Annotated in this window: 30 protein-coding genes and 2 tRNA genes; 17 read left to right on the top strand and 15 right to left on the bottom strand. The window is 69.5% G+C overall.

Features of this window, described 5'->3' with window-relative positions; translation table 11 throughout:
- Positions 1-262 precede the first annotated feature (262 nt).
- From OHT74_RS20410 to OHT74_RS20370, 9 genes are all read right to left on the bottom strand, one after another.
- The gene (locus tag OHT74_RS20410) at positions 263-796 is read right to left on the bottom strand and encodes a SigE family RNA polymerase sigma factor (RefSeq protein WP_266665820.1); all 534 of its coding nucleotides are present in this window, start codon (positions 794-796) and stop codon (positions 263-265) included.
- 180 nt (positions 797-976) lie between these two features.
- A complete protein-coding gene (locus OHT74_RS20405) occupies positions 977-2,143 on the bottom strand; it encodes a lipid-transfer protein (protein WP_328620995.1) in 1,167 nt (388 codons plus the stop codon).
- Positions 2,140-2,523, bottom strand: coding sequence for a MaoC family dehydratase (locus tag OHT74_RS20400; protein ID WP_266665818.1), 384 nt, complete (start codon positions 2,521-2,523; stop codon positions 2,140-2,142). Before OHT74_RS20400 ends, OHT74_RS20405 begins: the two co-directional genes overlap by 4 nt.
- The gene (locus OHT74_RS20395) at positions 2,520-3,569 is read right to left on the bottom strand and encodes an acyl-CoA dehydrogenase family protein (protein ID WP_328620994.1); all 1,050 of its coding nucleotides are present in this window, start codon (positions 3,567-3,569) and stop codon (positions 2,520-2,522) included. The genes OHT74_RS20400 and OHT74_RS20395 overlap by 4 nt, the downstream gene beginning before the upstream one ends.
- A complete protein-coding gene (locus OHT74_RS20390) occupies positions 3,569-4,537 on the bottom strand; it encodes a bifunctional MaoC family dehydratase N-terminal/OB-fold nucleic acid binding domain-containing protein (protein WP_328620993.1) in 969 nt (322 codons plus the stop codon). Before OHT74_RS20390 ends, OHT74_RS20395 begins: the two co-directional genes overlap by 1 nt.
- Positions 4,534-5,685: an acyl-CoA dehydrogenase family protein gene (locus OHT74_RS20385; protein ID WP_328620992.1), complete on the bottom strand. Its 1,152-nt coding sequence runs from the start codon at positions 5,683-5,685 to the stop codon at positions 4,534-4,536. The genes OHT74_RS20390 and OHT74_RS20385 overlap by 4 nt, the downstream gene beginning before the upstream one ends.
- A gap of 184 nt (positions 5,686-5,869) precedes the next feature.
- Positions 5,870-6,175 (bottom strand): hypothetical protein, encoded by a 306-nt coding sequence (locus OHT74_RS20380; protein ID WP_328620991.1) that lies wholly within the window; start codon positions 6,173-6,175, stop codon positions 5,870-5,872.
- A 623-nt stretch (positions 6,176-6,798) separates the two neighbouring features.
- Positions 6,799-7,161, bottom strand: coding sequence for a DUF6344 domain-containing protein (locus OHT74_RS20375; RefSeq protein WP_328620990.1), 363 nt, complete (start codon positions 7,159-7,161; stop codon positions 6,799-6,801).
- Between the two features lie 238 nt (positions 7,162-7,399).
- On the bottom strand, positions 7,400-7,735 hold the full coding sequence (locus tag OHT74_RS20370; RefSeq protein ID WP_266995693.1) for a putative quinol monooxygenase: 336 nt from the start codon (positions 7,733-7,735) through the stop codon (positions 7,400-7,402).
- A gap of 13 nt (positions 7,736-7,748) precedes the next feature.
- Here OHT74_RS20370 and OHT74_RS20365 point away from each other — a divergent pair, with 13 nt between their 5' ends.
- Positions 7,749-8,468: a DJ-1/PfpI family protein gene (locus OHT74_RS20365; protein WP_328620989.1), complete on the top strand. Its 720-nt coding sequence runs from the start codon at positions 7,749-7,751 to the stop codon at positions 8,466-8,468.
- Positions 8,469-9,432: 964 nt separating this feature from the next.
- A complete protein-coding gene (locus OHT74_RS20360; protein ID WP_266665810.1) occupies positions 9,433-9,639 on the top strand; it encodes a hypothetical protein in 207 nt (68 codons plus the stop codon).
- A 268-nt stretch (positions 9,640-9,907) separates the two neighbouring features.
- Here OHT74_RS20360 and OHT74_RS20355 read toward each other — a convergent pair.
- The 3 genes from OHT74_RS20355 to OHT74_RS20345 form a co-directional block, all read right to left on the bottom strand.
- Positions 9,908-9,981 (bottom strand) — tRNA-Ser (locus OHT74_RS20355).
- Positions 9,982-10,137: 156 nt separating this feature from the next.
- Positions 10,138-10,500, bottom strand: coding sequence for a DUF6009 family protein (locus OHT74_RS20350; RefSeq protein WP_328620988.1), 363 nt, complete (start codon positions 10,498-10,500; stop codon positions 10,138-10,140).
- A 93-nt stretch (positions 10,501-10,593) separates the two neighbouring features.
- The gene (locus OHT74_RS20345; protein WP_328620987.1) at positions 10,594-11,412 is read right to left on the bottom strand and encodes a class I SAM-dependent methyltransferase; all 819 of its coding nucleotides are present in this window, start codon (positions 11,410-11,412) and stop codon (positions 10,594-10,596) included.
- Between the two features lie 57 nt (positions 11,413-11,469).
- On the opposite strand from OHT74_RS20345, the gene OHT74_RS20340 reads away from it, so the two are divergent.
- From OHT74_RS20340 to OHT74_RS20270, 15 genes are all read left to right on the top strand, one after another.
- A complete protein-coding gene (locus tag OHT74_RS20340; RefSeq protein ID WP_328620986.1) occupies positions 11,470-12,186 on the top strand; it encodes a GntR family transcriptional regulator in 717 nt (238 codons plus the stop codon).
- 545 nt (positions 12,187-12,731) lie between these two features.
- Positions 12,732-13,001 carry a DUF6284 family protein gene (locus OHT74_RS20335; RefSeq protein WP_328620985.1) on the top strand — a complete coding sequence of 90 codons (270 nt, stop codon included), beginning with the start codon at positions 12,732-12,734 and terminating at the stop codon, positions 12,999-13,001.
- Entirely contained in the window at positions 12,998-13,324 is a 327-nt protein-coding gene (locus OHT74_RS20330) for a DUF6303 family protein (protein WP_328620984.1), read from the top strand. Before OHT74_RS20335 ends, OHT74_RS20330 begins: the two co-directional genes overlap by 4 nt.
- Positions 13,321-13,476 (top strand): hypothetical protein, encoded by a 156-nt coding sequence (locus OHT74_RS20325; RefSeq protein WP_328620983.1) that lies wholly within the window; start codon positions 13,321-13,323, stop codon positions 13,474-13,476. Before OHT74_RS20330 ends, OHT74_RS20325 begins: the two co-directional genes overlap by 4 nt.
- Positions 13,473-14,315 (top strand): DUF2637 domain-containing protein, encoded by an 843-nt coding sequence (locus OHT74_RS20320; protein WP_328620982.1) that lies wholly within the window; start codon positions 13,473-13,475, stop codon positions 14,313-14,315. Before OHT74_RS20325 ends, OHT74_RS20320 begins: the two co-directional genes overlap by 4 nt.
- Positions 14,312-14,683: an RRQRL motif-containing zinc-binding protein gene (locus OHT74_RS20315; protein WP_328620981.1), complete on the top strand. Its 372-nt coding sequence runs from the start codon at positions 14,312-14,314 to the stop codon at positions 14,681-14,683. The genes OHT74_RS20320 and OHT74_RS20315 overlap by 4 nt, the downstream gene beginning before the upstream one ends.
- 12 nt (positions 14,684-14,695) lie before the next feature.
- Entirely contained in the window at positions 14,696-15,073 is a 378-nt protein-coding gene (locus tag OHT74_RS20310) for a DUF6251 family protein (RefSeq protein ID WP_328620980.1), read from the top strand.
- Between the two features lie 74 nt (positions 15,074-15,147).
- Positions 15,148-15,375, top strand: a complete 228-nt coding sequence (locus OHT74_RS20305; protein WP_328620979.1) for a DUF6257 family protein — start codon at positions 15,148-15,150, stop codon at positions 15,373-15,375.
- A gap of 92 nt (positions 15,376-15,467) precedes the next feature.
- Positions 15,468-17,588, top strand: a complete 2,121-nt coding sequence (locus OHT74_RS20300) for an ATP-binding protein (protein ID WP_328620978.1) — start codon at positions 15,468-15,470, stop codon at positions 17,586-17,588.
- Positions 17,589-17,882: 294 nt separating this feature from the next.
- Positions 17,883-18,611, top strand: a complete 729-nt coding sequence (locus OHT74_RS20295) for a DNA methylase (protein WP_328620977.1) — start codon at positions 17,883-17,885, stop codon at positions 18,609-18,611.
- A complete protein-coding gene (locus OHT74_RS20290; RefSeq protein ID WP_328620976.1) occupies positions 18,608-19,489 on the top strand; it encodes a DNA primase in 882 nt (293 codons plus the stop codon). Before OHT74_RS20295 ends, OHT74_RS20290 begins: the two co-directional genes overlap by 4 nt.
- Positions 19,486-19,800 (top strand): hypothetical protein, encoded by a 315-nt coding sequence (locus tag OHT74_RS20285; RefSeq protein WP_328620975.1) that lies wholly within the window; start codon positions 19,486-19,488, stop codon positions 19,798-19,800. Before OHT74_RS20290 ends, OHT74_RS20285 begins: the two co-directional genes overlap by 4 nt.
- Positions 19,797-21,188 (top strand): DNA primase family protein, encoded by a 1,392-nt coding sequence (locus OHT74_RS20280; protein ID WP_328620974.1) that lies wholly within the window; start codon positions 19,797-19,799, stop codon positions 21,186-21,188. The genes OHT74_RS20285 and OHT74_RS20280 overlap by 4 nt, the downstream gene beginning before the upstream one ends.
- A 133-nt stretch (positions 21,189-21,321) precedes the next feature.
- Positions 21,322-21,507 (top strand): helix-turn-helix transcriptional regulator, encoded by a 186-nt coding sequence (locus tag OHT74_RS20275; RefSeq protein ID WP_328620973.1) that lies wholly within the window; start codon positions 21,322-21,324, stop codon positions 21,505-21,507.
- Positions 21,508-21,572: 65 nt separating this feature from the next.
- A complete protein-coding gene (locus OHT74_RS20270; RefSeq protein WP_328620972.1) occupies positions 21,573-22,952 on the top strand; it encodes a tyrosine-type recombinase/integrase in 1,380 nt (459 codons plus the stop codon).
- A gap of 166 nt (positions 22,953-23,118) precedes the next feature.
- Here OHT74_RS20270 and OHT74_RS20265 read toward each other — a convergent pair whose 3' ends face one another.
- The 3 genes from OHT74_RS20265 to OHT74_RS20255 form a co-directional block, all read right to left on the bottom strand.
- Positions 23,119-23,703 carry a hypothetical protein gene (locus tag OHT74_RS20265; protein ID WP_328620971.1) on the bottom strand — a complete coding sequence of 195 codons (585 nt, stop codon included), beginning with the start codon at positions 23,701-23,703 and terminating at the stop codon, positions 23,119-23,121.
- 227 nt (positions 23,704-23,930) lie between these two features.
- Positions 23,931-24,018 (bottom strand) — tRNA-Ser (locus OHT74_RS20260).
- A gap of 39 nt (positions 24,019-24,057) precedes the next feature.
- Positions 24,058-25,032: a trypsin-like serine peptidase gene (locus tag OHT74_RS20255; RefSeq protein WP_328620970.1), complete on the bottom strand. Its 975-nt coding sequence runs from the start codon at positions 25,030-25,032 to the stop codon at positions 24,058-24,060.
- Between the last annotated feature and the right edge of the window lie 163 nt (positions 25,033-25,195).

Raw genomic sequence — 25,195 nt, 5'->3', positions numbered from 1 at the left:
CGGCTACGGATGCCGTCGATTCTGCGCACGTACCGGTCGGCATGTCACTACCCGGGGGTACAAACGCGGCAAGTAATCGCTGTTCGGGTCCTTGCGTTGGCATCGTGCACAGGCTGGGGGCGGGCTCGCGGTGCATCGCGCACAGGGCCGCGGCGCCGTGACTGTTTCACGTGAAACATCCCGGGCTGTTTCACGTGAAACACCGGGGCTGTTTCACCGGGGGCACCTCCCAGCGGTGGCTGGGGGAGAAACGTGGGCCGGTTCAGCGGACCGGGGTGAGCTCCGGGTCGTCGCGGAGCTTGACCAGCGCGCGCGAGACGGCGCTCTTGACCGTGCCGATCGAGACCCCGAGCAGCTCTGCGGTCTGTGCCTCGCTCAGGTCCTCGTAGTAGCGCAGGACGACCATCGCGCGCTGCCGGTCGGGCAGCCGGGTCACGGCGCGCCACATCGCGTCGCGCAGCGCCTGCGCCTCGGCGGGGTCGGATGCCGGCGTGTCCTCGGTCTCCGGGAGCTCGTCGCAGGCGAACTCGTCGACCTTGCGCTTGCGCCACTGGGAGGTACGGGTGTTGACCAGGGCCCGCCGGACGTATCCGTCGAGGGCGCGGTGGTCCTCGATGCGGTCCCAGGCGACGTACGTCTTGGCGAGGGCCGTCTGCAGCAGGTCCTCGGCATCGCACGGGTTGGCGGTGAGCGAGCGCGCGGTGCGCATCAGGACCGTGCCGCGGGTCCGGACGTACGCCGAGAACGACGGGTACGGCGTCGGGGTCGAGGCGAGCGTGCACACAGGCGTGGTCATGGCTCCACGCTAGAAGCGCGGCCCCCGCCTGGGATCGGCCGCAAGTGCCGAAGCTGGATCCATCTCAGGTTGTAGGGGTGGGGCTCACCCCACCTCCTGAAGGTGGAGGAGGCGGGGTGCGCCGCAGGCGGCCCGGGGCCGGGCCAAGGGCCGCGCAGGGGACGGGGCGGGGGCCGGACCTCAGCCGTCGGCGCCGAGGATCAGTCCGGAGGTCGGGACCCCGGTACCGGCCGTGACCAGGGCACGGGCGGCTCCCGCCACCTGGTTGACGGAGGTGCCGCGTATCTGGCGGACGGCCTCGGCGATGCCGTTCATACCGTGCAGGTACGCCTCCCCGAGCTGTCCGCCGTGGGTGTTGAGCGGCAGCGTGTCCGCGGCCACGAAGTCGGCGGCCTCGCCGGGCTTGCAGAACCCGAACTCCTCCAGCTGCATCAGGACGAAGGGGGTGAAGTGGTCGTAGAGGATGCCGACGTCGATGTCCGAGGGCCGCAGTCCGCTGGTCCGCCACAGCTGCCGGGCGACCACGTCCATCTCCGGCAGCCCGGTGAGGTCGTCGCGGTAGAAGGAGGTCATGCCCTCCTGCCGGCGGCCGGCGCCCTGCGCGGCCGCCGTGATCACGGCGGGGGCATGGCGCAGATCCCGGGCCCGCTCGGTGCTGGTGACGATCACCGCCTGGCCGCCGTCGGTCTCCTGGCAGCAGTCCAGCAGCCGCAGCGGTTCGACGATCCAGCGCGAGGCGGCGTGGTCGGCGAGGGTGATGGGCTTGCCGTGGAAGTACGCGGCGGGGTTGTTCGCGGCGTGCCGGCGGTCGGTGACCGCGACATGGCCGAAGGCCTCGGGGGTCAAGTTGAAGGTGTGCAGGTAGCGCTGGGCGGTCATGGCCACCCAGGAGGCCGGGGTGAGCAGCCCCCAGGGCAGCGACCAGCCGAGCGCCGCACCCTCCGCCGAAGGCTCGCGCTGCTGTACGCCGGAGCCGAAGCGCCGGCCGGAGCGCTCGTTGAAGGCGCGGTAGCAGACCACGACCTCCGCGACCCCGGTGGCGACCGCGAGGGCGGCCTGCTGGACGGTGGCGCAGGCCGCGCCGCCGCCGTAGTGGATGCGGGAGAAGAAGGAGAGGTCCCCGATGCCGGCGGCCTGGGCCACGGTGATCTCGGGGCTGGTGTCCATGGTGAAGGTGACCATGCCGTCGACGTCGGCGGGGGTCAGCCCGGCGTCGTCGAGGGCGGCGTGCACGGCCTCCACGGCGAGCCGCAGCTCGCTGCGGCCGGAGTCCTTGGAGAACTCGGTCGCGCCGATGGCGGCGATGGCGGCGCGTCCGCCGAGTGTGTCGCGGTGCCGGACGCTCATGCCGCCACCTCCGCGGTGACCGTGCCGGTGACGTGGTGGCCGATGCCGTTGGCGCCGACGACCCGGATCTCCACGCTGTTCCCGTCGACGGCGGCCACGGTGCCGGTCAGGACCATGGTGTCGCCGGGGTAGTTGGGGGCGCCGAGGCGGATGGCCACCTTGCGCAGGACGGCCCCCGGCCCGAGGCGGTCGGTGACGTACCGGCCGACCAGGCCGTTGGTGGTCAGGATGTTCATGAAAATGTCCGGGGAGCCCTTCTCGCGCGCGAGCGAGGCGTCGTGGTGCACGTCCTGGTAGTCGCGGGAGGCGATCGCGCCCGCGACGATCAGCGTGCGCGTCACCGGGATCTCCAGCGGCGCCAGTGTGTCGCCGACGTTCATGCGTGGTCCCCCTCGGGTGCGGCGTGGTCGGACAGGAGCGCGCCCAGTTCGGCCAGCAGCTCGCTGCCGCAGCCCAGGTACGCGTCCAGCTGGCGCCCCCAGAGGAAGTGCCGGTGGACGGGGTGGTCCAGGTCGGCGCCCATCCCGCCGTGCAGGTGCTGGCCCGCGTGCACGACCCGCTTGCCCGCCTCCGAGGCCCACCAGGCCGCGGTCAGGGCGTGCTCGCGCGCCGGAAGTCCCTCGTCGATCCGCCAGGCGGCCTCGTACGCGGTGACCCGGATCGCCTCCGTGTCCATGTACGCGTCGGCCGCGCGCAGCATCACCCCCTGGTTCGTGGAGAGCGGCCGGCCGAACTGCTCGCGGGTGGAGGTGTACTCGACCGCGCGGGCCAGGGAGCCTGCGCACACCCCCGCCTGCAGCCCGGCGAAGGCGGTGCGGGCAGTGGCCAGTACCTCCTCGTAGGCTCCGCCGTCCCCCAGCCGTTCCGCCTCGGCCCCGGCCAGGGTGAGCTGCCCCGCCGACCAGGGGGCGGTGGTCTCCACGTCGGCCGTCCCCGCGCCGGGCGCGTCCGTCCGTACGAGCCACAGCGCCCGGTCGGCGTCCGGGACGAGCACGTGCGTGGCATCGCGCAGCCAGGGCACGACGGGGGCCGTCCCGGTCAGCCGGCCGTCCGGCGAAGCGGTGATGCGGCCGCGGGCCGGGAAGGCGCCGGTGGCGACCGCTTCGCCCGAGCCCAGGGCGGGCAGGAGCCGGGCGCGCCGCTCGGCGCTGCCGTGCGCGGCGACGGGCAGGATCCCGTACACGCAGGTGGCGGCGTACGGGACCTGCGCGGTGGTGCGGCCCTGCTCCTCCAGCAGCAGCACCAGGCCGAGCAGGCCGACGTCCTCCACGGCGGCGGTCAGCCCGGCGGCGGTGAGCGCCTTCCACAGTTCGGCGTCGCTGCCGGTGCCGGCGGCGGCGAGGCGTTCGTGGGTGGCAAGGTCGCGGAAGATCCGGGCGGCGAGTCCGGCCGCCGCTTCCTGCTCCTCGGTGGGGTGGAAGTCCATCAGCCCTCGCTCCCTCGGAAGACCGGCAGTTCCAGGTCCTCGTCGACACGCAGGAACTCCAGTTGCACGGGCAGCCCGATGCGCACCTTGTCGTACGGGACGCCGGTGATGTTGCTGACCATCCGGACGCCCTCGGCCAGTTCTACGAGGGCGACCGCGTACGGACCCGCCGCGGCAGCGGCATGTTCATGCGCGGTGAAGGCCGGGAAGGGCGGGTGGTGCATGACGACGTAGCTGAACACCGTGCCGGCGCCGGAGGCCTCGACGGTGTCCCAGTCCAGGCTCGCGCAGGAGTTGCAGCCGGGCAGCCAGGGGAAGCGGAGGGTCGCGCAGGAGGTGCAGCGCTGGATCAGCAGCTTGTGGTCCGCGACGCCGTCCCAGAACCCCTGGTTGTCGCGGTTGACCACCGGGCGGGGGCGCCGGGCCGCGGGCTTCGTCTCGCGCCGGGCGGCGGGCGTGTACTTGAGGATCCGGAAGCGGTGGGTCCCGGCGAGTTCGCCGTCCGCGCGGACGTCCATGCGGGTGGTCACGAAGTGGCCGGTGCCCAGCTTGGTCGTCTTGCGCGGGGACACGGACTCGATGACGGCGTCGTAGGTGATCGTGTTGCCGGGGCGCAGCGGACGCAGGTACTCCTGCTCGCAGTCGGTGGCGACCACGGAGGTGCAGCCCGCGTCGTCGAGCAGCCCGAGGAGCTCGTCGTAGGCGGAGGAGCGGTCGCCGTGGCCGGAGAGCCCGCCCATCGTCCAGGCCTGGAGCATGGTGGGCGGGGCAATGGCGTCCGGGCCGGTGTAGGCGGGGTCCGTGTCGCCCATCGCCTCGCACCAGTGCCGGATCATGGGCACGTTGACCGGGTCCTTGCCCTGGCCCGCGGTGGCTGCGGGCTGCCCCTCGAAGGCCTTGAGCAGCGTGTGGAACCGGGCGGCCTCCTCGGCGCCCGCGTCCGCTGCCTGATCCGCCGTGGCGGTCATCGCTTCCTCCCCTTCATGCCGAGCCGCATCATGGCGACGATCTCCCGCTGGACCTCGCTGACCCCGCCGCCGAAGGTGTTGATCTGGGCGGCCCGGTTCATCCGTTCCAGCTCGCCGCCGGCGAAGGCCGCAGGCCCCCGTACGAGGGCCTCCTCGCCCACCACCTCCTGGCACATCCGGTACACCTCGACGGTGGACTCGGTGCCGAGGAACTTCACGCCGCTGGCGTCGCCGGGGGCCAGTGCTCCGCTGCCGACGTCCTGGACGAGGCGCCAGTTGAGGAGGCGTACGGCGGCCAGCCGGGCATGTGCCTCGGCGAGCCGGGACTGCACCCAGGGCAGGTCGGCGGGGCGGTCGCCGGTGACCGGATCGGGGGTGCGGGCGTGGCGGAGCGCGCCCGCATAGAAGTCCTCCGCCTGCATGCCGATGGCAGCGAGGGCCACGCGCTCGTGGTTGAGCTGGTTGGTGATCAGCCCCCAGCCGCCGTGTTCGGGGCCGACGAGGTTGCCGGCGGGCACGCGGAGGGAGTCGTAGTACGTCGACGTGGTCGTGAGGCCGCCGACCGTGTCGATCGGGGTCCACGCGAAGCCCGGGGCGTCGGTGGGCACCAGGATGATCGAGATGCCCTTGTGCTTGGGGGCGTCGGGATCGGTGCGGCAGGCGAGCCAGATCCAGTCCGCGTTCTGGGCGTTGGAGGTGAAGATCTTCTGCCCGTCGACGACCCAGTCGGCTCCGTCGCGTACGGCGCGGGTGCGCAGCGAGGCGAGGTCCGTGCCGGCCTCGGGCTCCGAGTAGCCGATGGCGAAGACGGTCTCACCGCGCAGGATCCGGGGCAGGAAGTAGTCCTTCTGCTCCGGGGTCCCGTACTTCATCAGGGTCGGGCCGACGGTGTTGAGGGTGACCATGGAGACGGGGGCGCCGGCCCGGTAGGCCTCGTCGAAGAACACGAACTGCTCGTCGGGGCCGCGCCCTTGGCCGCCGTACTCGACGGGCCAGCCGAGGCCGAGCAGTCCGTCGGCGCCGATGCGGCGCAGCAGTTCACGCTGGGCGGCGGGGTCCTCGGGAGGCCCGTCCGGCAGCAGATCGTGAAAGTACTCCCGCAGTTCGGCGCGCAGCCGCAACTGGCCTTCGGTCGGGGCGAGGTGCACGGCGCTGGCCTCCCGGCATCACATCATCGAGTGAACCTGACTGTCCGTCAGATTCACTGTGGATGTCAAGGTCGGGGGAGTCCGGGAGGGGCTGCGCAGGGGCGCGCGAGGGCGCCTGCCCCACCGGACCCCAGCCGGTCCGGTGGAACAGGCGCCCTCAAGACTCAGAGGACTCGGGGAGCGCCTACCACCAGGGGTGGAAGTTGGCCGCGACGTTGCCCTGCTGGATCGCCGTGAAGGCCGAACCGTTGACCTGCGCGGTGTTGTTCTGGTTGGACGCACCGGAGCCGGTGGCGACCTGCTGGGAAGTCGACGAGTTGCCGCTGTTGTTCCCGCCGACACCGCTGCCGATGATGCTGGCGACGCTCGCATTCGATCCGTCGTTCGCGAAGGAGCCGTTGTCGGCCGATGCCACACCGCCGAAGAAGGCGACGGCGAGGGGGAGAGCGGCGACAGCGGCGAAGACGCGGGCGGTACGGATGCTTGCCATGTCTGAATCCTCCAGAAAACCGAAGTGGAAGTTACTCCAAGGCAGTTGGCCGACCGCCTCGGTCGTTCTGTGTGGTGACGACGTCGCGAGACCAGAGTTGCCCACCGAATCCCCGGCGAACCACCCCGGAGTCCATGATTCCCCCGCAAGTATGAGCAACATCGGATAAACCCCATTCGCATCCCGACGTCCCAGGTCAACGCCTCGGAGGGGGGGTTGAAACCGCCCCCGTGCATGAGCTGAAACGTTCCCTCAAACTCATGTGCGCCGGACATGCCGAAAAGGGCCGCGCCGTCCGGGAACCCCACCGTCTCCCGGGCCTGCGGCCCTGCAATGCCAAGCTGCACGCCCCCTGCGCGCCCCCGGCGCCCGCCGGGGCCATCCCACCGTGCCCCGCTCCGGGGGCACATCTCCGGCGCGATCCGCGGTCGCGACCTGCCGACCGGGCTCCAGCGCCTGCTGGTGTTGTTGTTGCTGCCGTTGCTGCTGTCGACTACTGCTGTCGACTCCGTGCTGCTCACTGCGCACTGCATGTGCGTATGACGTATTTGCGTATCACTGGTCAGGTACGGGTACTGCCTGCTGCGTGCGTGCGAGGTGCGCGGTGCGTCTCCGTACGGGCGCTACGCGACCAGCCCGAGCTCTTCGCGACCGGCTGCGGAGGTCCCTCCGGCCAGCGACGCGGCGGTGGTCGAGCGGCGGACCGACGGAGCCTTGCCGTGCGCCTCGGCGCGGATGCGCTGCTTGATGGTCGGCGGGAGCGATCCGCCCCGCATCATCGCCCGCCAGGTCCGGCGCCCCATCGGCCGGACCGGCCGGCGTACGGCGGCGGCCGCACGGCGGGAGGGAGCAGGGGCGGGGGCAGCCGATCCGCCGGAGGCGGCGGCCGGGGCGGCCTTGGCGCCGAACCCGAGCGAGGCGAGGAGCGCCACGAGAGCGACGACCACTGCGGTCCAGATCGACGTGACGGTGATGCGGTGAGCCATGACGGGGTCCTTCGTTTCGCGATGTTCCGACGGGCGGATCTGCATACATTCGTCATGATGTGTTCGCAACCGCAGCGCCCCCACAACGCGCGCCGATCTTCCGACAAACACCACTCGAAGGGCGCAACGCCACTGGCCGACCGCCGCTGACGCCGCCAGGAGCGAAAGGGCTCCCGGTCTGCTCGAGGCGCTCGACGCAGTCCCGGGGACCTTCAGGTGAACGCGTCAGGCGGCCGCGTCAGGCGAGCTTGGCGGCCAGAATGTCGACCGGGAGAATCTCGGGGGCCTCGGCCGGCAGCTTCGGGGCGTTCTCCATGAGGGCCGCGGCGATCCTCCCCTGGAGATGGGCGGTGCGGTCCTCGTCGCTGCCGAAGGCGTCGAAGACGCCGAACGTGGTCGGGCCGAGCCGCAGGGCAAACCAGACCGTGGTGCCGGTTTCTTCCCGGGCCAGGGCGAGGGCGCCGGTGAGCAGGCCCTCCACGTCGGCGGCATGCTCCGGCTTGGCCTCGATCCGGTCCCATCCCCCGCCGTACTGGGAGCTGACCCGGGTCAGCGGCTCCGGCGCCGTACGCACCGCCTCCGGGCACGTGATCGAGGCCGTCGCCGTCGAGGACGCGCCCCGGCCCGATCTCCTCGTCGTGCCCGGCGCCGGCCCCAAGCAGCCCGAACCGCTGCTGGACTGGGTGGCTTCGGCGGAGCGCGGGCCGGAACGCAAGGCCCTGCGGCAGGCCCGGGCCGACGGCATCCCCCTGGCCGCGGCCTGCACGAGCACGTTCCTCCTCGCCGAGGCGGGGGTCCTGGACGGGCTCAGTGCCACCACCAGTTGGTGGCTGGCCCCGGCCTTCCGGCAGGCCTACCCGCACGTGGCACTGGACGAGAGCAACATGCTGGCCCACGCCGACGGGGTGATCACCGCCGGTGCCGCCATGGCCCACCCCGACCTCGCGCTCGCCCTCGTCCGACAGGCGAGCCCCGTACTGGCGGAGCTCACGGCCCGCTACCCGACGGGATGGGAGCCAGGGGCAGTCGTGGGTACAAGTAGGAGCCAGGTGGCCGATGACAGCGCCCACACAGACCCGTCCCGCTCCGTACCTCCACTGCGTGTCAGTGCAGAGCCCCCTGCGGAGACATCATTCCGGCGCGAGCTCCCACCACCAACCAGCCGCTTTTCGCCGCTGACCCCACAGCTCGGCCGAGGTGTCCAGCTTGCGTTCCAATCCGCCACGCAACCTGCGGTTTGCTCCTGCGAGAAACGAGAGCCCCATGCGCAGGTCCTCCTCATGCAATGCGGAATAGTCACGAGCTAGCACGACCGCTTGGTCTACCCGCCCAGCCAGCCTGCGGTGAAGTGATTGCTTGGTCACCCCGTAGAAGCCAGCCAGCGCGTCCCATGACACCCCGCCCTGTCGCAAGACAGCGCAGGTCTGCGCCTCAAGAACCGCCATCTCATTCCTGAGCTCGGCGCAGGCAGCGGGAGAGTTCGCGATCTCCGAAGTGGGATCAGCGAGCCCCGCGAGGGAGCTGGCGACCCCGAGTGCCGTACTGGATCTCAGGACCAGCAGCTCGCGCATATTTGCTTCAAAGGAGTTGCCCATAGCAGCCAGCATGACGGAGAAGCGTCAGCTTTTTGCTGACATCCGCAAGGTGGCCGACCGGGGAACCTAGTAGTGCAACCAAGTACCGCCCGCCCTACTGAGGTTGGCCCTGACGCGGCGCCGACGGTAGGACGCCTGTTAGGAGGCATCGGTGTGAGTCTCGTTTTCAGCTCCCGCAGTCCTGTCAAGCAAGCACGCGCCCCATTGGGCAGTCGCCTGCGGGTCGCTGGAGTCGTATCGGTTCACCGGAGGGCTTCGTACGGGTGATCGATATGGGGCGGGAGCAAGACCTCCCGTCATCCACAGGTTTCTTTCACATCCACAGCGGTGGAAAACGTCATCCCAGGCCAGCGGCCATGAGGAAACCGGCGGTCCACATGTCTCACACTTCCGTCCACCGCTTCGTGCACAGAAAAGGGCCAATTACCCACAGCGAAGCAGCAGTTATGCACATGGCCTGTGGAATCCGCGCTTTGAGGTGACTCCTTCCCGTGCAACGATCAGTGCAGCGCTACAGACGGTGACGACGTCCGTAGGTCTGATCCATCGTGCGCACCAGGAGAGAACTGAAAACACAGAAGCCCACCCCTTCCGCCGTAGCTTGCCGGCCTGACGGTAGGGGTGGGCGTGAACCTTAGGAGGCTCAACCATGAGTTTCACCCCTACCCACCGGGGCATGTCAAACGGCCGTCGCTGGCCGTGGGCGGTCGGAGTGATCGTCATCGTCATCGTGATCGCATCCGGCCACGCCTCGGACGTCTTGACCATCGGCGCCGACCTCATGGCGCTGATGGCGGCTGTGCTCGCCTACCGGGTCCAGCAGCGCACTGCCGCCGAGACGGAACCCTTGACCCTCCAATACCGTCCGCCCGGGATTGCGTAGCTGAGGTCACGAGCAGATCGGGCGCTGTACAGCAGCGGGGTACCGCAACCACAGCAACCGGCAGTGGACCGTAGGGCCTCCCAGGGGGCTTCCCGTATCCGGAATGACCGTCGCTGACCGATCTGGCTAGAGCTACGGATCAGAGTGTGGCCGTGCCCTCCCCGTGCCCGTTCGGTGGGGAAACAGCGGGGAACAGCGGTCGCCAGCAGACAGCACCACACGAACGACCCCTGACCGTTCTTGCTGGTCAGGGGTCGCTCATCTGCGGTGGGTGTGGGATTTGAACCCACGGTGACTTGCGCCACGACGGTTTTCAAGACCGATCGCGTGGCGCAACTCCCCCATGCCCCCACCTGGGCCTTTGGCCCTCACGTCCGCTCTTTGACAGTCGTGTTGGCCAGAGGTTGGCCGCAGCCATGATCATTCGGCATGTCCTTCACCAGGCATGGGGTTGCCCCCAACGCGCCTCCCAAGCCTGTTGGCGCAGGTGCGCAGTGCCTAAGGAAGCTTTCCGCCCCAGGCCCGCTCCGTCAGCTCGCCGGGAGTACGAGGGGCCACCGTCCGAGGGTCCACAGCCTCGCTGGGGGCGATCGCGCTGTAGACCCCCTTCGGGTGCTCGGATCGGTCGTGGTCCTTCACCCAGAACACGCGACGCGAGAACATGCCTGGAGCATTGTGGTTGCTCGGGGCATCCTCCCTGAGAACGGTGTAGCCGACTCGACGCCCTGCCGGCGGTGAGATGGGCCGACGCCGGTTGCGAGCCGTCCTTACTAGGGTCTCGCGGACGTAGTCGAATGAACTGACATCCTCAGTCCATACGATCCTGTCTTCATGCTCGATCTCCTCAGGCTTAACGCTCACGCTGCCCCTCCCAGAGCTTGGTAGAGGCAGAGCTTCCCCAGGGCGAACGTCTCCTACTCCACCCTCCTGACGCGCACGGCATGGGTGAATCGCCTACGCGTTCCCGATGGGAGCCTTCCCGACCGCAAGAAGGTGAGAGCTGGCAGCAAGGAGTTCGGGGTACGGCTCCGCCATCCGGGCGGCCGTCAGGACCGAGGCGAACAGCTCCTCTGAGGGTGCGGAGCCGGTCTGCTGCTCCACAGCCTTGAGGAGGGACCACGCGGGGCCCTCGACGCCGAACACCTCAACGTCGGTGAAGCCCGCCGCGCGCATCTCCTCAGCGAGCTCCTCCGCACGGTGGAAGTACGCCAGCGTGAAGCCGCGCTTTCCGTCATGGATGGCGGTGCGGAGGATCGTGGAGATGGACGCTTGCATCCGCTCGGTGTGCAGGTGCGCGTACGTGACGTGCTCGAAGATCGATGCGTATCGGTTGATCGCGGCGGCCGCTACGAACCCTCCGGGACGCACCACGCGAAGGGCCTCGGTGAGAGCCGCGTGCCGGTCCTGAGGATCCGGCAGGTGGTAGAGCGGGCCAAGCACCTGGACGACGTCATAGGACGCATCTGCGGCGGTCAGATGGCGTGCGTCCCCAAGGGCCGCGTTGCATACCTTCGCGGCCTGCTCCACGTGCCGCTCGACGGGGTCGATCAGATCCACCTGATAGCCATCGTCCACCAGCCACTGGGCATGCACGCCCGCACCGCCGCCCACGTCCAGAATCCGCGCCGGCGCGGCCGGCAGGAACCGGCGAAGGATCTCCTGCGTGCGGAGTAGCTCAAGGCGTCCGTCCGCCGACATGGTCAGCCGGGCGCTCTCGTCCACGACCTGCGAGTAGAAGTGCTCGACCTCAGGCGCTAGCTCTGGTTTCAGCATGAGAGCAGTATCCTGTGTACCGGTGGACCAGTCCAGCAAAGCTTTGAAAGGGGAGTCATGGCACTGCTGAAGTACGAAGAGATCGCGGAATCCCTGCGATCCCGGATCGCGGCGGGAGAGTTCGCGCCAGGCGACACCCTTCCGTCTGGGCGGGACCTTGCCGAACAGTGGGCCGTTTCTCGGGCCACGACCGTCAAGGCCATGGACGTCCTGCGGAACGATGGCGTGGTTGAAGCCCGACAGGGGACTGGATTCATCGTTACGGAGACCCCCGTAGCGCGGCCGGCGGGTGGGCGGGCGGCCGGATCGGCGCGCGTGTCAGGGGGCCTGCCGTTCCTACGGGTAGGGGCACCTGACTGGGCCGTGCCTCCGGTGCACGTGGCTGAGGCACTGCGAATGGACGCTGGCCGCGAGACCCTCCGCCGAATTCGCGTCTTGCAGCTGCCTGACGGCAGCCCGCACAGCTACGTCACCGCCTGGTTCGCTCCTGATGTGGCGGAGTCCTCACCGCGGCTGGCGCAGACCGCGCCGATCGCTGAGGGGACGACGCGGTACGTCCGTCGACAGACCGGCCGGTTCCCTGTGGAGGGAACTGACACCACGTCGGTGCGTCTGGCCTCGGACACCGAGGCCGAGCATCTCGCCCTGTCGGGACCAACGGCGGTTGCCGTTCTGCTGCACACTGCGTTCGACAACGAGGGCCGCCCTCTGGTCTGTGAAGAGGGAGTCACACCTGGTTCGCTCTATGAGCGAGTGGACACCTACGCGATGTAGTCCACAAGGCGCCAACGAGGAAGCTGGACCGGTCCGCCGGTCCAGCTTTTTTTGCATTTCCGAACCGCCCCACCTGCGGATACGTGACTAGCCGCAGTGACGCGCACACGAAGCGCTTGACTGGACCGGTCCACCGGTCCAGTCTATGGATGTGGCCGCACGGTCGCCCAACTCCACCGGGGTTCGGGCGACTTGGTCATGTGCCTCCTTGGTGTTCGGCGTGTCCCGTGATCACGGGAGTCCTTCGGGGCTACCACACCCGCCGGAGAGCCACCGGCATTCCCTTGAGAACTCAACAGTGGAAACGAAGTTGAGGCCGCCGCCTCCTCAGTAAGGCGGCCGGCGCGGCCAAGGTCCGCGCACTCGACCTCCGCAGCCTTGTGCTGCGGCCGGTTGCCTCCTCCGCCCGTCCGGCCTGTTGGTCGTACGGGCGGAGCCGAGGGGAGCCGGAGTTCTTCCCGCTTCACCTCCAACGAAGTGCAGCCCCCGGCGCTCGAACGCCGGGGGCTGCTGAGTCCCGTTCCTCCTCAGAAGGAGCAAGACCCATGAAGTCCATCGCTGCACTTCAGAACCTCGTTACCTCGTGGTCCGACGGCTTGGAGCCGCCGGACGCGGAGCTGGAAGCGATCGAGGAGGAGTTGCCGCTGATCCTGGCGGAACGCGACCTGCTCGACGCGCAGATCATGACGCTGGACCGGACCCCGACCGAGGTCGACGCCCGACGGATCCGCCGGGCCCGCAACCGGGTCCTGGTGGCCCGGCGGGACCTGGCCAACCGCACCGCCGGCTCGACGGTCTCGGGGGATGCGGCATGAGCAAGCAGATCTTCGGAGCGCAGTTGTCCCTGCGCTGCTGTGGCACCACTGCCCCGGAGCGGACGGCCGGCCCGTGCTGGCAGTTGTACGTGGCCATGACCGGTCTGGTCAGCGAGTGGCCCACCTTCACCTGGCCGGCATCCACCGTGATCCCGAACCTCTACCAGCGCCAGGCGGCTCTGGCGTACCTCGGGTTCGTCCTCGCCGAGGACGCCGAGTGGGAGTGGACGGAGCACACCGGCCCGGACTACCACCCGCACCCGGCGCGGGTGCTCCTTCTGGGCGCGGTGAAGGTCCGGCCGCTGGAAAGCGGTGCGGTATGAGCATCCTGCGGAAGCTCTTCAGGCTGCCCCGGCCCGCCTCACCGCCCGCGCCGCCGCCGGTCGCTCCGCCCGCCGAGTACGAGGTGGACGACTGGATGGGCGAGTCATGGATCTGGGAGCCGGGCGACCTCGACAAGGAGGCCGACCGGTGAACCGCAACGCCAAAACCCTCCTCGTGCTCGCCCTGGTGGCCGTGGTCGGCATGGCATTCCGGGTCTCCTGGAACGCGCTGCGGGACGTGGCTCGGGCGATCGGCGCGGACGCGACCGCGGCGACGCTGTATCCGTTCGTAGTCGACGGCCTGATGGCCCTGGCGCTGGTCGCCGCCCTCGTGCTGACCGGCGAAGCCCGCAAGTTCGCCCTGCGGGTCCTCGCCGCGTACACACTCGCCTCGCTCGTCCTGAACTACGTCCACGGACTCCTGCCCGAGCTGCACGCGCAGTCAGTCGACTGGACTCGACTGGCGGACTGGGATCCGGCGAACTGGGTGCTGGTGCTGCTGGCAACATCTCTGCCGGTCGGGTCGATCTACTTCGGCTCCGACCTCGTTGCCAAGGTCCTCCACCACCGACCGGCGATCGAGCCGGACGTGCAGGAATCGGATCAGATCATCGTAAACCGGTCTATGTCCGACCAGGGAGAACCGCTGGTCGAGGCGACGGCCCCAGGCGGGGAGGTGGACTCTTTCCCCGTCCCGGTGGTCGAGCAGATCGAGGCCCGGCCGCAGCTCCCCGTGGCGGCCGAGTCGACTCGTCCGCGCCGGGCGACCGGTCGGGTACCGGCTGCTGCTCGATCGAGTCGACCGACCCGCACGGACGCCGAGTTGCTCGCCCAGGCGCGCAGCCTGACGGAGTCGTGGCCGGTCGAGAAGCTGACCGGTGAAGGGATCCGTAAGGCCCTGCGAACGTCCCCGGCCAAGGCTCGGATCGTGCGGGAGACGTTGAAGGCTGAGCGCGAGCGTGACGCGGCTGCCGTGGTGGTGGCCGGATGAGCCTGAGGTTCGCCGACTGCTTCGACCCGGCTGGAAGAGTCCACGGCCTGCCCACCTTCCCGTGGCGCCTCGCCCCGGAAGGACTGGCCACCCGCCGCCAGTTACGGGCCCTGGGCCTGCGGCCCGGTGGCCAGGACATCGCCGGACAGATACTGCGCCCCCGCTACCGACGCGATCCGCTGACCGCGTTCCTCTACCGCGTCGACCAAGCGAAGCCGGTCCGGCCGATGACCCCGGCCAAGGCCGCCGCACTCGCCAAGGCCAACACGGCCCGCCGCACCTGCCCCGCCTGCCGCACCGACGCCGGATACGTCATCCCGGCCTCGCTCGGCATGTGCGTCCCCTGCGCCTACCCCGAAGCCTCCTGAAGGGAGATGACCGTGAACCACCTGCCCGAACCCGTCCGACCGTCCGTCGTGCAACTCCCGGACGGGACCCACGTCTACGCCGAGAACCTGCCCGCCACGTACGCCGGGCCGCAGGTTGTCCATCAGCACATCCACCAGGCACCGCCCGACCGCACCGTCCAGCGCATCGCGCTTGGCTCCGGGGTCGGCGCCGGAGCCGTCGCGGCCGGGGTCTACTTCGGCCCGCTGCTTGTGGCCGCCCTGGCCTCCATGGCCGCGAGCCTCGCGTTCCTGGCCTTCCTCGCCCTGATGCTCGGCTGGAGCGTCCACACGGTCGTGAAGTCGGTCGGCAGCCCCGAGGGCGCTGCGGCCGCGAAGAACGTGCGCAAGGCCCGCCGCCGGCGTGCCTGACGGCTGCCCGATCCACCCGCCCTGTGCGGGTGGTGAGGAGAGCCGGACAGACCGGCCGCGGAAGGAGCCCAGTGATGGCGAAGGACCCGAAGTTCACCGCCGGTGAGGTGGCCAAGATTGCGTGGCTGACCACCCGGATGGCTAAGCGCGGCATCGCCGGGGAGACCGTTCACCTCGGCGACCTGGAGCGCAAGGTCGAGCGGATCATCGACGGCGCCCGCGAACGCGAGGAGCGCCAGGCCGCCGACGCGGCAGAGGCCGAGAAGGCCGCCCGCAAGGCCAGGACCAAGAACCGCAAGTAGCTGTGCCCCGGGGCGGCCGCCCTCTCGCCAAAGAACGCCGGCCGCCCCGGGCCCTACCCACCCACTTGTCAGCGAGAGCAGGAGTTCTCAGCATGACCGACAACGTCGTCCCCCTGTTCAAAGACCCCCAGACTTCCACCGACACGATCCCCGCGCCTGACCCCGCACCGGCCGCACCCGACACCGCACGTCCGATCGGCGTGTGGCGCCAGCGCCGGCGGGGCCTGCGCATGGCGGTCACCAGCGAACGGTCCCGCACCGCCGTCCGGCTGGTGGCCCGCCACGGCATGTACGTCATCGGCGGGACCCGGATCACGGCCAAGCGGACGTGGGACGGGCGGACCGCGTCCCGGTACGAACGAATGATCCGCGCCGCCGAAGCGGGCGGGAACCTCGAGGAGGCCAAGGAGTGGGAAGACCGGCTCCAGCGCTTCCGCACCGGCCGCCACCACCGGCGCATGGACCTGCTCCGCTCCGCCCCCGACCTCGCCAAAAGCGCCCTTTACGGGACCGGCCTCACGGTCGGTGGCCTGCTCCTGCTCGGGATCGTGCTGGCCATAGCCAACAAGGACATCACCTGGGTCATCGGCCCCATCGGCGCCGTGATCGAGGCAATCCGCTGGGCCGTCATGGTCGCCACTGTGGTGTGGGGGCCCGCGCTCACGGTCGGGCCGTGGCTGGCCTTACTGGCGCTGTGGGGAGTTGGCCGCCGCCAGCAGACCGCGCCGCAGTGGACACTCCCCGCCCAGCAGCGCGACGATACGGGCGCCCCGATCACCCCGTCGATCGTGGTCACCGCCCTGCGCGACCTCGGCATCGCAACCCTGCGCAAGGCCATCAACGAGATGGGAGACGCGGGCGCGGCGATGCTGGGGCCGATCCGGATCGCCGGATGCGGAGTCGAGGTCGATGTCACCCTGCCCTCGGGGGTGTCGACGGAAGAGGTTCAGGGACGCCGGCGCAAGCTCGCCGAGAACCTTGCCCGGCACGAACACGAGGTGTTCATCACCCTCCCGGCCGCCGCGCGCACGGTCAGGTTGTGGATCGCCGATTCCGGCGCGCTCGACGAGCCGATCGGACCCTCTCCGCTGGTCACCGACGAGACCGCGACGGCGAACTACAAGACCGGCAAGGCCCCGTGGGGCCAGGACCTGCGCGGCGACGCTGCCGCTCTGAGCCTGTACCAGCGCCACGTCCTTGCCACCGGCCTGTCGAACCAGGGCAAGACCGCCGCCCTGCGCGCACTCGCCCTTTGGGCGGCCCTCGATAAGACGGTCGAGTTCCGCATCGCCGACCTCAAGGGCGTCGGTGACTGGGACATGTTCGATGGCGGCCTGGCCACCACCCTGATCCAGGGCCCGACCGACGAGCACGTGATCAAGGCAACCGAGATGGTCGAGGGCCTGGTCGCGGAGATGGAACGCCGGATCCAGTCCCCTCCCGGCACCACGTTCACGCCGCTCATCGGCATCGTGGATGAGGCGCAGGTCGCGTTCATGTGCCCGGCCATCGACAAGGAGAAGCGCCCGTACGGCGGCTCCAAGGCTACGTCCCGGTACTTCATGGCCGTCCGGAAGATCCACAACCAGGGGCGGGCTGTGGACGTGCTGCTGTGGGAGGGCACGCAGGACCCCACCGACCAGAACCTGCCCAAGCTCGTCCGCGAAGGCGCCCACACCCGCATCTCCCTCGTCCTCGGCACTGAGTCGCAGGCCCGCATGGCTCTGGGAGACAAGGCCGTCGACGGCGGCGCCGCCCCGCACCTGCTCCGCCAGGACCTCGACAAGGGCACGGTCGTGGTCGCCTCCGGCGGCATCACCATCCCGGCCGGGCAGACCTCCATCACGGTCCGGACCCACTACATCGACGACGACCAGGCCGCCGAGGTCGCCGAGCGGGCCAAGGCCCTGCGCAATGGCGTTGTCACCAACGCGCGCACCATCGAGCCGGAAGACGAGCACGACCCGCTCGCGGACATCCTCACCGTGCTCGGTACGGAGTCCCGTGTCCTGACGCAGGAGGTCCTCAAGCGGCTGGCCGCGCTCAACGACAAGGCGTACGGGCGGTGGTCGTTCATCGACCTCAAGCGCGTCCTCGACGGCACCGGCGCCGAACCGTACAAGTCCGACGGCCGCATGACCCTGGCCCGGGAACGCGTCGCCCGCGTCGTCGCCAACCGCCCCGATGAAGGTTCCACTTCTGCCGCCGAGTAGAGGGAGCCGACCCCCGCACGGTCAGGGAGGCAGGGAGAACTCCCTGACCACCTCCCTGGCCCACCTCCCTGGCTCTGACCTGCGGAAATGATCTGCCAGGGAGGCAGGGAGGCGCCGCAGGTCAGACCCCCGAAACCCCCTCCACACGCATCCCCACAGGGGGTGCCCAAGCCTCCCTGCCCCACCTGCGGCAGGGATTCCGCATCACCCGCCCGACATGCCAAGAGCGGCCCCCACTCACGCCAATGACTGGGGCCGCTCTCGTCCAGAACACCAAGAACTGGAGAGACCAGCATGACCCACCCGACCGACATCCGGCGAGACCACGAGCGTCCGGCGTTACTGGATCTGTTCTGCTGCGCCGGCGGCGCTGGCATGGGCTACCACCGGGCCGGGTTCGACGTGACCGGCGTCGACATCCGCCCGCGCCCGAGCTACCCCTTCACTTTCATCCAGGGCGATGCCCTCAGCGTCCTCGCCGACCTGATCGCCTCCGGCGAGATCCGCCGGTTCACGGCGGCCCACGCCTCTCCGCCCTGCCAGGGCAAGTGCTCCTTGACCGTCGGCACCAACCGGGCCATGGGCTGGGGCGGCGCCCACGTCGACCTCGTTGCCCCCACCCGGGAACTCCTCGACGCGTCCGGTCTCCCGTACGTGATCGAGCAGCCCGACGGGAAGGCCGACGTCCGCAAGGACATCACGCTGTGCGGGGAACAGTTCGGCCTCGGGGTACTCCGCCACCGGAACTTCGAACTGGGCGGCTGGACCGCGGTCCAGCCCAAGCACGTCCGGCACCGGGGCTACGTGCGCGGCTGGCGCCACGGCGCCTACCGCGACGGGCCGTACGTCGCCGCGTACGGCGCTGGCGGGGGCAAGGCCACCATCGCCGAGATGCAGACGGCGATGGGCATCGACTGGACTGACGTACGCGAGGAACTGACCGAGGCGATCCCCCCGGCCTACTCGGAGTGGCTCGGCCGCGCCTTCCTCGCCCGCACCCTGTCCGGGGCGGTGGCCGCATGAGGACCGCGTCTGGGCACCTGCGCACCGCGCTCTGGCTCGCCGTACTGAGTCTGCCTGTACTGCCGCTGCGGGAGGGCAAGCTCCCGTTCGGGAACTGCTCGGCGTGCGCGGGCTCGGCGTGCGGCGACCGGCCGCACATGAAGGCTGCCGGGCCCTGCCAGTGCCCGGCCCCCTGCCACGCTTGGGCCGCCGCCACGACCGATCCGGCCGTCCTTACCTCCCCGGCGTGGGCCCGGGCCTGGCAGCAGGCCGGAGCGGTCGCCTACCACCCCGGCGGGGGCGGCTTCACGGTCGTAGACCTCGACAACGCCGCCGCCGTCACCTGGGCCCGCCAGACGCTTCCCACGACCAAGACCGTGCCGACGACCCGCGGGGAACACTGGATCTACCGGGGCGCCATGCAGTCCGCCAATGGGGTCCGGCCGGACATCGACATCAAGTCCTGCATGGTCTACGCCCGCTGGTACGGGCCCGGCACCGGAACGATCGAGCCCCTGCCGGATGCCGTCCGCGCGCTGGTCGTGAAGGAAGAGACCACCCGGCCCCTTCGCGGGGAGGTGGACTCTTCGTCTTCCGCCCGCGCCACCTGGGACCGATCCGTCGCCACCGGCTGCCGCCACAGCGACACCTTCGTCCAGACCGGCCTGAACCGTGGCCTCGCCAAGGTGGCTGCCTGCCGTGAGCAGGGCGCGGGCAGCAGGGCATACGGCGTGGCCCGCTTCCTCGCCAACCAGCACACGGCCTGCCCCGGGCCATGCGGCCTGGAGACCCTCGGGCGCCAGATCATCGACACGGCCGTTTCCGTCGGAGTGCCCGAGGCATACGCCGCTCGCGCGGTCGCCAACGGCTTCAACGCGGTGGCGGTGAGGGCATCGTGACCACCGGCCCCCGCTCCGCCGAACCGGCCCCCACCACAGATGCCAGTAGCGCGCCGATGGGCGCCGCCGAAGGCGTCGTCTCTGCTCTTCGCCCTGAGCCTCAGGGCGGCGACGGGCGGCGCACCGTCGGGTGGCACGTCATGCGGGCCCTCAATGCCAGGACGACGCCCACCGTCCGCTCCTGGTGCGTGTGCGGCAGGAACCTCGGCGCGGTCGGATACACCGCCGGCGGGCAGCTGATCGACGACCACGAAGACCACCGCGCCAACTGCCCCGAGCAGGCATCACAGGAAGACAGGAGGGCGGCATGAGCGACATCGAGGAGCTTCCGGCTCCCTCCCATCCGATGGCGGTGGCCCGCAGGGTCCTGCCCGACTGGCAGGACGGCGAGCAGCGACTGCTGTACCGGCGGTGGCGTGGATCCTGGATGCAGTGGACCGGAACCTGTTGGCGGGAGCTGGACGAGCAGCAGATCCGCGCCGCCCTCTACACGCGGCTCGAGCACGCCACCTACACCGCCGGCCTCGACAAGGATGGCAACCCCGAAATCCGGGACTGGGCCCCCACCCGCACGAAGATCAGCAACCTGCTCGACGCCCTCGGAGCAATCACCCTGCTGCCCAACGACGTGGACGCCCCGTCCTGGATCGACCGCGAAGAGCAGGACGCCAGCGTCATCGTCGCCTGCCGCAACGGGCTGCTACGCATCCGGGACCGGCAGCTCCTCACGCACGGTCCCGGCTTCTTCAACATCGTCTCCATCCCCTTCGACTACGACCCCGCCGCCACCGCCCCGGAGTGGGAGGCGTTCCTCCACAAGCTGTGGCCCGACGACCCCGCGCCCATCGCAGCCCTGCAGGAATGGTTCGGCTACGTCCTCTCCGGACGGACCGACCAGCAGAAGATCATGATGCTGAAAGGCCCGACCCGCTGCGGGAAGGGCACCATCGCCCGGGTCATGAAGAAGCTCGTCGGCGAGAAGAACCTCGCCGGGCCAGCGCTCTCCGCGCTGGGCACGAACTTCGGTCTCGCCTCGCTGATCGGCAAGCCGCTCGCCGTCATCTCCGACGCACGCCTGTCGGGCAACGACAGTGGCGTGGTCGAGCGGCTGCTGACCATTTCCGGCGAGGACACCATCGACATCGACCGCAAGTACCGCGACGCCTGGACCGGAAAGCTCCCCACCCGGCTCATGATCCTCACCAACGAACTCCCCAGCTTCGGGGACGCTTCCGGTGTCATCGCACGCCGGTTCATCGTGCTGAACATGACGGCCTCCTGGCTCGGCAAGGAAGACACCGAACTCGACGACAAGCTCGCCGCCGAGGTGCCCGGGATCCTGAACTGGGCCCTGGAAGGCCTGGCACGTCTGGAGCGAACCCGCCGGATCACGCAGCCGGATTCCTCCCGGGAATCCATCACGATCATGCAAGACACCGCCTCGCCCACCAGCGCGTTCGTCCGCGAACGCTGCACCACAGGCCGGGACTGCACGATCCCCGTGGACACCCTCTGGGCCGTGTGGCGCGAGTGGGCAGAGGACAACGGCGTCCGTGCCGTCGGAACCAAACAGCTCTTCGGCCGCAACCTCCAGTCCGTAGTACCGCAGCTCCACCGAGCCCGCCCCCGCGACGCCTATGGCCGCCAGGTCCCCACGTACACCGGAATCACCCTCGCCCAGTCCGACCCACATCGCTGAGAGACGCGACTCAAGCGACTCAAGCCCCTCACACCCCAGGGTGCTGAGTCGTGCTGAGTCGCTTGAGTCGCGACATACGCAAATGTGGGCGCACCTCAGCCGGGAAGCCGCCGACCTATTCGAGGAGAGAACGATGGCCCGCCCCAAGATGCTCAGACTTCCCGAGGTTCTGGACGAGATCGGGATGAGCCGAGCCGCCTTCTACCGCATGCGCGCCCGGGGCCAGGCCCCCCGGTTGCAGAAGCTGCCCAACGGACAGATCCGCGTTCGGCGCGCGGACCTCGACACCTGGTGGGAGACCTGCGCCAGCGCTGCCTAACCCGTCATACGACCGCGAAGGGGCCCACACGTCAGTGGGCCCCTTCAGTCATCCAGGAGAGCTCCATGCAGACCTATGACGTGCGCGTCTGGAACATCCGGCGCCGTGCCAGCAAGAGCGCGCCCTTTCAACTTCGTTGGACCGTGGACGGCAAGGTCCACCAGGAACCATTCCTGACCAAGACGCTCGCGGACGCTCGCAGGGCCCAGCTCGTGACGGCCGCCGGCCGGGGCGAGGCGTTCGACACTGAGACCGGACTGCCGGTCTCAGAGCTTCGCCAGCTCAACCGGACGTCCTGGTACACCCATGCTCGGGATCACGCCGCGATGAAGTGGCCCCAGGCTGCTGCAAAGCATCGCGCGAGCATCGCCGAGAGCCTGAGCATCGCCACGATGACGCTCTGCCCGAACAGCAAAGGACGGCCGGACGACGAGCTGCTGCGGCGTGCGCTCTACCAGTGGGCGTTCAACGCCGGCCGACGCGGGCAGAACCCGCCGGACGAAGAGGCTCGGGCACTGGCCTGGGTCGAGAAGAACTCTCCCGCGATGGTGGATCTCGACAGCGCGAGCAAGATGCGCGCGGTTCTGGATGGCCTGGCGAGGCGGAAGGACGGGAAGTCGGCAGCGCCGAACACCATCCGACGACGCCGAGCCGTGCTGAGCAACTGTCTCCGCCTGGCCGTAGAGAAGGAGCTCCTCCCCAGCAATCCTCTGCACCGCGTGCACTGGGAGACCCCGAAGGCCGTCGAAGAGCTGGACGAGCGAAGCGTCGCCACTCCGGCACAGGCCAGGCTGCTGCTGGACGGCGTACGCGGGCAGGGGACCCGGGGCAAGCACCTGGTGGCGTTCTTCGGATGCATGTACTACGCGGCGATGCGGCCCGAAGAGGTCTCGGTGCTCAGCCTGGATCAGTGCATCCTCCCCGAGAGCGGATGGGGGCGGGTAGACCTCTCCGGGGCGCGTCCACAGGTCGGTTCCGGGTGGACTGATGACGGGATGCCGTACGAGGAGCGGGGGCTCAAGCACCGTGCCCGGCGAACTGTTCGTCGGGTGCCGATTCCACCCGCGCTGGTTGTCCTGCTGCGCGAGCACATCGACCTGTTCGGTGCTGGCGCCGACGGCCGGCTGTTCCAGGCTGTCCGCGGAGGGCCGATCCGGTCCCAGGAGTACGGAGCGGTATGGAAGGAGGCTCGGCGTCAGGCCCTCACCCCGGCGCAGGCGGCATCCCCACTCGCGTTCATCCCATACGACCTCCGCCACGCCTGCGTGTCCTTCTGGCTGCGTTCCGGGGTCAGCTTGGCCGAGACAGCCCGTAGGGCAGGGCAGAGCATCGCCGTGCTTCAGCGCTACTACGCCAAGGTGCTGGACGGCGAGGAGGAGCGCATGAACGAGCTGATCGACCAGGGGTTCGCGGATCAGGCGAAGGGTGATCCGCCGACGCTCTGATGCCGCGGGAACCCGTCATCGGGCCCTGTCTCACCATGATCCGCTCGTGTTCCATTCTGGATCATGGTGTGTGGGCCAGGCGTGGACCACGGTCCCTGAGCCGCAAGCCGCTGAACTGCACTTACGCATAGATGGGAACATCCCGAGGCTTGTCGGATCTGAGTGATCAGATGGTCGCTGGTCGCTCGGCGACCTCGAGTCGTGCCGCCTCCACCAATGCGTTATGGAGGTGGCCAAGCTGCTCGCGGAGTCGCTCCTCATCTGCTTGCTCAGAGGCCACCCTCTGGACGTCCATGGCCAGGAAGGCGTCCATCCAGCGGTCCAGGCACTCCTTGTGGTCTTCCACGTGGAGCCGCAGATTTCGGGCGGGCTGAAGGACGTCCTCGGAGACCAACAGCCGGACTTGGAAGTAGGCATTCCTGATATCGGAGACCCCTTGCCCGATGGCTAGTCCCATCTCACGTGAAGCTTGGGTCTCACCCTCCAACGCTCGGCTGATGTTTGACGCAGCTATCGCGTACTTGTCGTACGCGGCGAGTAAGGCACGGCAAGACTCCAGGCGTTGCCCGCGGAGCCAATGCTCGTGGTTGATTGTTCCTTGATCATGCACTTGCCTGGCGGTAGCCCGTGCCGTCGTCTCCGCCCCGAGGCGTGCGCCCCTCACGGCGGCCCTGCCACCGATGGCCGCACCACTGAGTCCACCCACGAGCCCCACACCTGCGGTGATGAGTGCTACAAGTCCTTCGTCCATGAACGCAGAATGCAGGCAAGCAGCCCTGGACGGGTCCCGCTTCGGAAAACAGAGAGGGGCGCCCTGCATGGGGCACCCCTTGGCCGCCGCGGGAACCTGGCCACAGGTTGGCCGTACGCACTGGTCAACAGTGGGATACGGGCGAGACAGGGTGAGACAGGCCGAACGCCGAAGGGGTGCCCCTCTGTGAGGGGCACCCCTTCTGATCAGGATGTTCTCTGACCTGGTGGCGGTGGGTGTGGGATTTGAACCCACGGTGACTCGCGCCACGACGGTTTTCAAGACCGTTCCCTTAGGCCGCTCGGGCAACCCACCTGGCCGGTACAGAGTACCGGCAGGTGGGGGGCGGCCGGGTCAGGAATTCTGGGCCTTGTCGTAGGCCGCCTTCGCTTCGTTGCCGAAGTACGGGCCGAACATGCGGTTGGGCAGGAAGGTGTAGCCGAAGCTGTTCACCGAGACCTGGGTGCCCAGGCCAGTGGACTCGTTGAAGTCCTGGAACCAGGGGCCGCCGCTGGAGCCGCCGGTCATGTTGCAGCCCAGGCCGTGGTCCTTGGTCAGCAGGAAGTCCTTGCCGGAGTTCCCGCTGCAGTAGACCAGCTTGGTGCCGTCGTAGGGCGCGGCCGCCGGGAAGCCGAAGGAGTACATCTTCTTGTTGTAGCCGCCGTTGAACAGGATCCCCTGGGCACCGACGACCTGGCTCAGCTTCTGGCCGTTCAGCGGGGCGACGACGGCGAGGCCGACGTCCATGTTCATGTCCTCGCTGGCGGCCCACTGGTCGGTGGCGAAGGTCTTGGTGGCCGGCCACTGGCCGTAGGGCGCGGTCCCGTTGTCGTACGCGGGGACGAAGATCCAGTTGGTGTGCCAGGTGCCCTGGTACTTCACGCAGTGGCCGGCGGTGATGACCGTGCTGCCGTTGGCGCTGGTGATGGAGTCGCCGGAGCAGGACGCGGTCCGGTCTCCGAAGGTGAAGAAGACCCGGCCCGAGGTCTTGACCACCGCGCCGCCGCCCGTCCACGCGCCGCCCGCCTGCGGAAACGCCGTCGGGGAGGCCGCCGCGGAGGGCGCCACGGAGCTCGCCGCCGTCGGGGCGACCGTCGTGGGCCGGTCCGAGGCAGCGACCCGCGCACGCCCGGCGCCGGGTGCTGCCGTGACGTCCAGCGGGGTGGCGCCGCGCATCCGCTCGGTGGTCCAGAAACCCTGGCTGTGCTGCTGCTTGAACGAGGCCGGGGCGTCGGCGGCGGCGGCCGAGGGGGTGGCCGCCGTCAGCGCGCCCGTGATCAGGGCGCCCGCCGCCATGAGGACCGATAAGGCCGTGCGATGACGATTCACGCAGGACTCCTTCTGCCGTGCCCGGTCCCGTCGGAGCGGGCAGGGTGGGGGTGAAGAGCTGTCGGTGCGGATCGGCCGCAGAGTCGCACGCGCGGCACGAGAAGTCAGGAGACGGTCGGAACGTTCGGTCGGTTCCGGCCAGGAATTGGCCAACTCCCGTCGG

The sequence above is a fragment of the Streptomyces sp. NBC_00354 genome (assembly GCF_036106915.1).
Lineage (GTDB): Bacteria > Actinomycetota > Actinomycetes > Streptomycetales > Streptomycetaceae > Streptomyces.
Note: the sequence above shows the minus strand (reverse complement) of the source record. Positions and strands in the feature narration are given on the sequence as shown.

Coding starts and splice junctions, on each gene's coding strand:
- OHT74_RS20410 (WP_266665820.1), bottom strand. CDS start 796: ATGACCACGCCTGTGTGCACGCTCGCCTCGACCCCGACGCCGTACCCG.
- OHT74_RS20405 (WP_328620995.1), bottom strand. CDS start 2,143: ATGAGCGTCCGGCACCGCGACACACTCGGCGGACGCGCCGCCATCGCC.
- OHT74_RS20400 (WP_266665818.1), bottom strand. CDS start 2,523: ATGAACGTCGGCGACACACTGGCGCCGCTGGAGATCCCGGTGACGCGC.
- OHT74_RS20395 (WP_328620994.1), bottom strand. CDS start 3,569: ATGGACTTCCACCCCACCGAGGAGCAGGAAGCGGCGGCCGGACTCGCC.
- OHT74_RS20390 (WP_328620993.1), bottom strand. CDS start 4,537: ATGACCGCCACGGCGGATCAGGCAGCGGACGCGGGCGCCGAGGAGGCC.
- OHT74_RS20380 (WP_328620991.1), bottom strand. CDS start 6,175: ATGGCAAGCATCCGTACCGCCCGCGTCTTCGCCGCTGTCGCCGCTCTC.
- OHT74_RS20375 (WP_328620990.1), bottom strand. CDS start 7,161: ATGGCTCACCGCATCACCGTCACGTCGATCTGGACCGCAGTGGTCGTC.
- OHT74_RS20360 (WP_266665810.1), top strand. CDS start 9,433: ATGTCAAACGGCCGTCGCTGGCCGTGGGCGGTCGGAGTGATCGTCATC.
- OHT74_RS20345 (WP_328620987.1), bottom strand. CDS start 11,412: ATGCTGAAACCAGAGCTAGCGCCTGAGGTCGAGCACTTCTACTCGCAG.
- OHT74_RS20340 (WP_328620986.1), top strand. CDS start 11,470: ATGGCACTGCTGAAGTACGAAGAGATCGCGGAATCCCTGCGATCCCGG.
- OHT74_RS20335 (WP_328620985.1), top strand. CDS start 12,732: ATGAAGTCCATCGCTGCACTTCAGAACCTCGTTACCTCGTGGTCCGAC.
- OHT74_RS20330 (WP_328620984.1), top strand. CDS start 12,998: ATGAGCAAGCAGATCTTCGGAGCGCAGTTGTCCCTGCGCTGCTGTGGC.
- OHT74_RS20325 (WP_328620983.1), top strand. CDS start 13,321: ATGAGCATCCTGCGGAAGCTCTTCAGGCTGCCCCGGCCCGCCTCACCG.
- OHT74_RS20315 (WP_328620981.1), top strand. CDS start 14,312: ATGAGCCTGAGGTTCGCCGACTGCTTCGACCCGGCTGGAAGAGTCCAC.
- OHT74_RS20305 (WP_328620979.1), top strand. CDS start 15,148: ATGGCGAAGGACCCGAAGTTCACCGCCGGTGAGGTGGCCAAGATTGCG.
- OHT74_RS20300 (WP_328620978.1), top strand. CDS start 15,468: ATGACCGACAACGTCGTCCCCCTGTTCAAAGACCCCCAGACTTCCACC.
- OHT74_RS20295 (WP_328620977.1), top strand. CDS start 17,883: ATGACCCACCCGACCGACATCCGGCGAGACCACGAGCGTCCGGCGTTA.
- OHT74_RS20290 (WP_328620976.1), top strand. CDS start 18,608: ATGAGGACCGCGTCTGGGCACCTGCGCACCGCGCTCTGGCTCGCCGTA.
- OHT74_RS20280 (WP_328620974.1), top strand. CDS start 19,797: ATGAGCGACATCGAGGAGCTTCCGGCTCCCTCCCATCCGATGGCGGTG.
- OHT74_RS20275 (WP_328620973.1), top strand. CDS start 21,322: ATGGCCCGCCCCAAGATGCTCAGACTTCCCGAGGTTCTGGACGAGATC.
- OHT74_RS20270 (WP_328620972.1), top strand. CDS start 21,573: ATGCAGACCTATGACGTGCGCGTCTGGAACATCCGGCGCCGTGCCAGC.
- OHT74_RS20265 (WP_328620971.1), bottom strand. CDS start 23,703: ATGGACGAAGGACTTGTAGCACTCATCACCGCAGGTGTGGGGCTCGTG.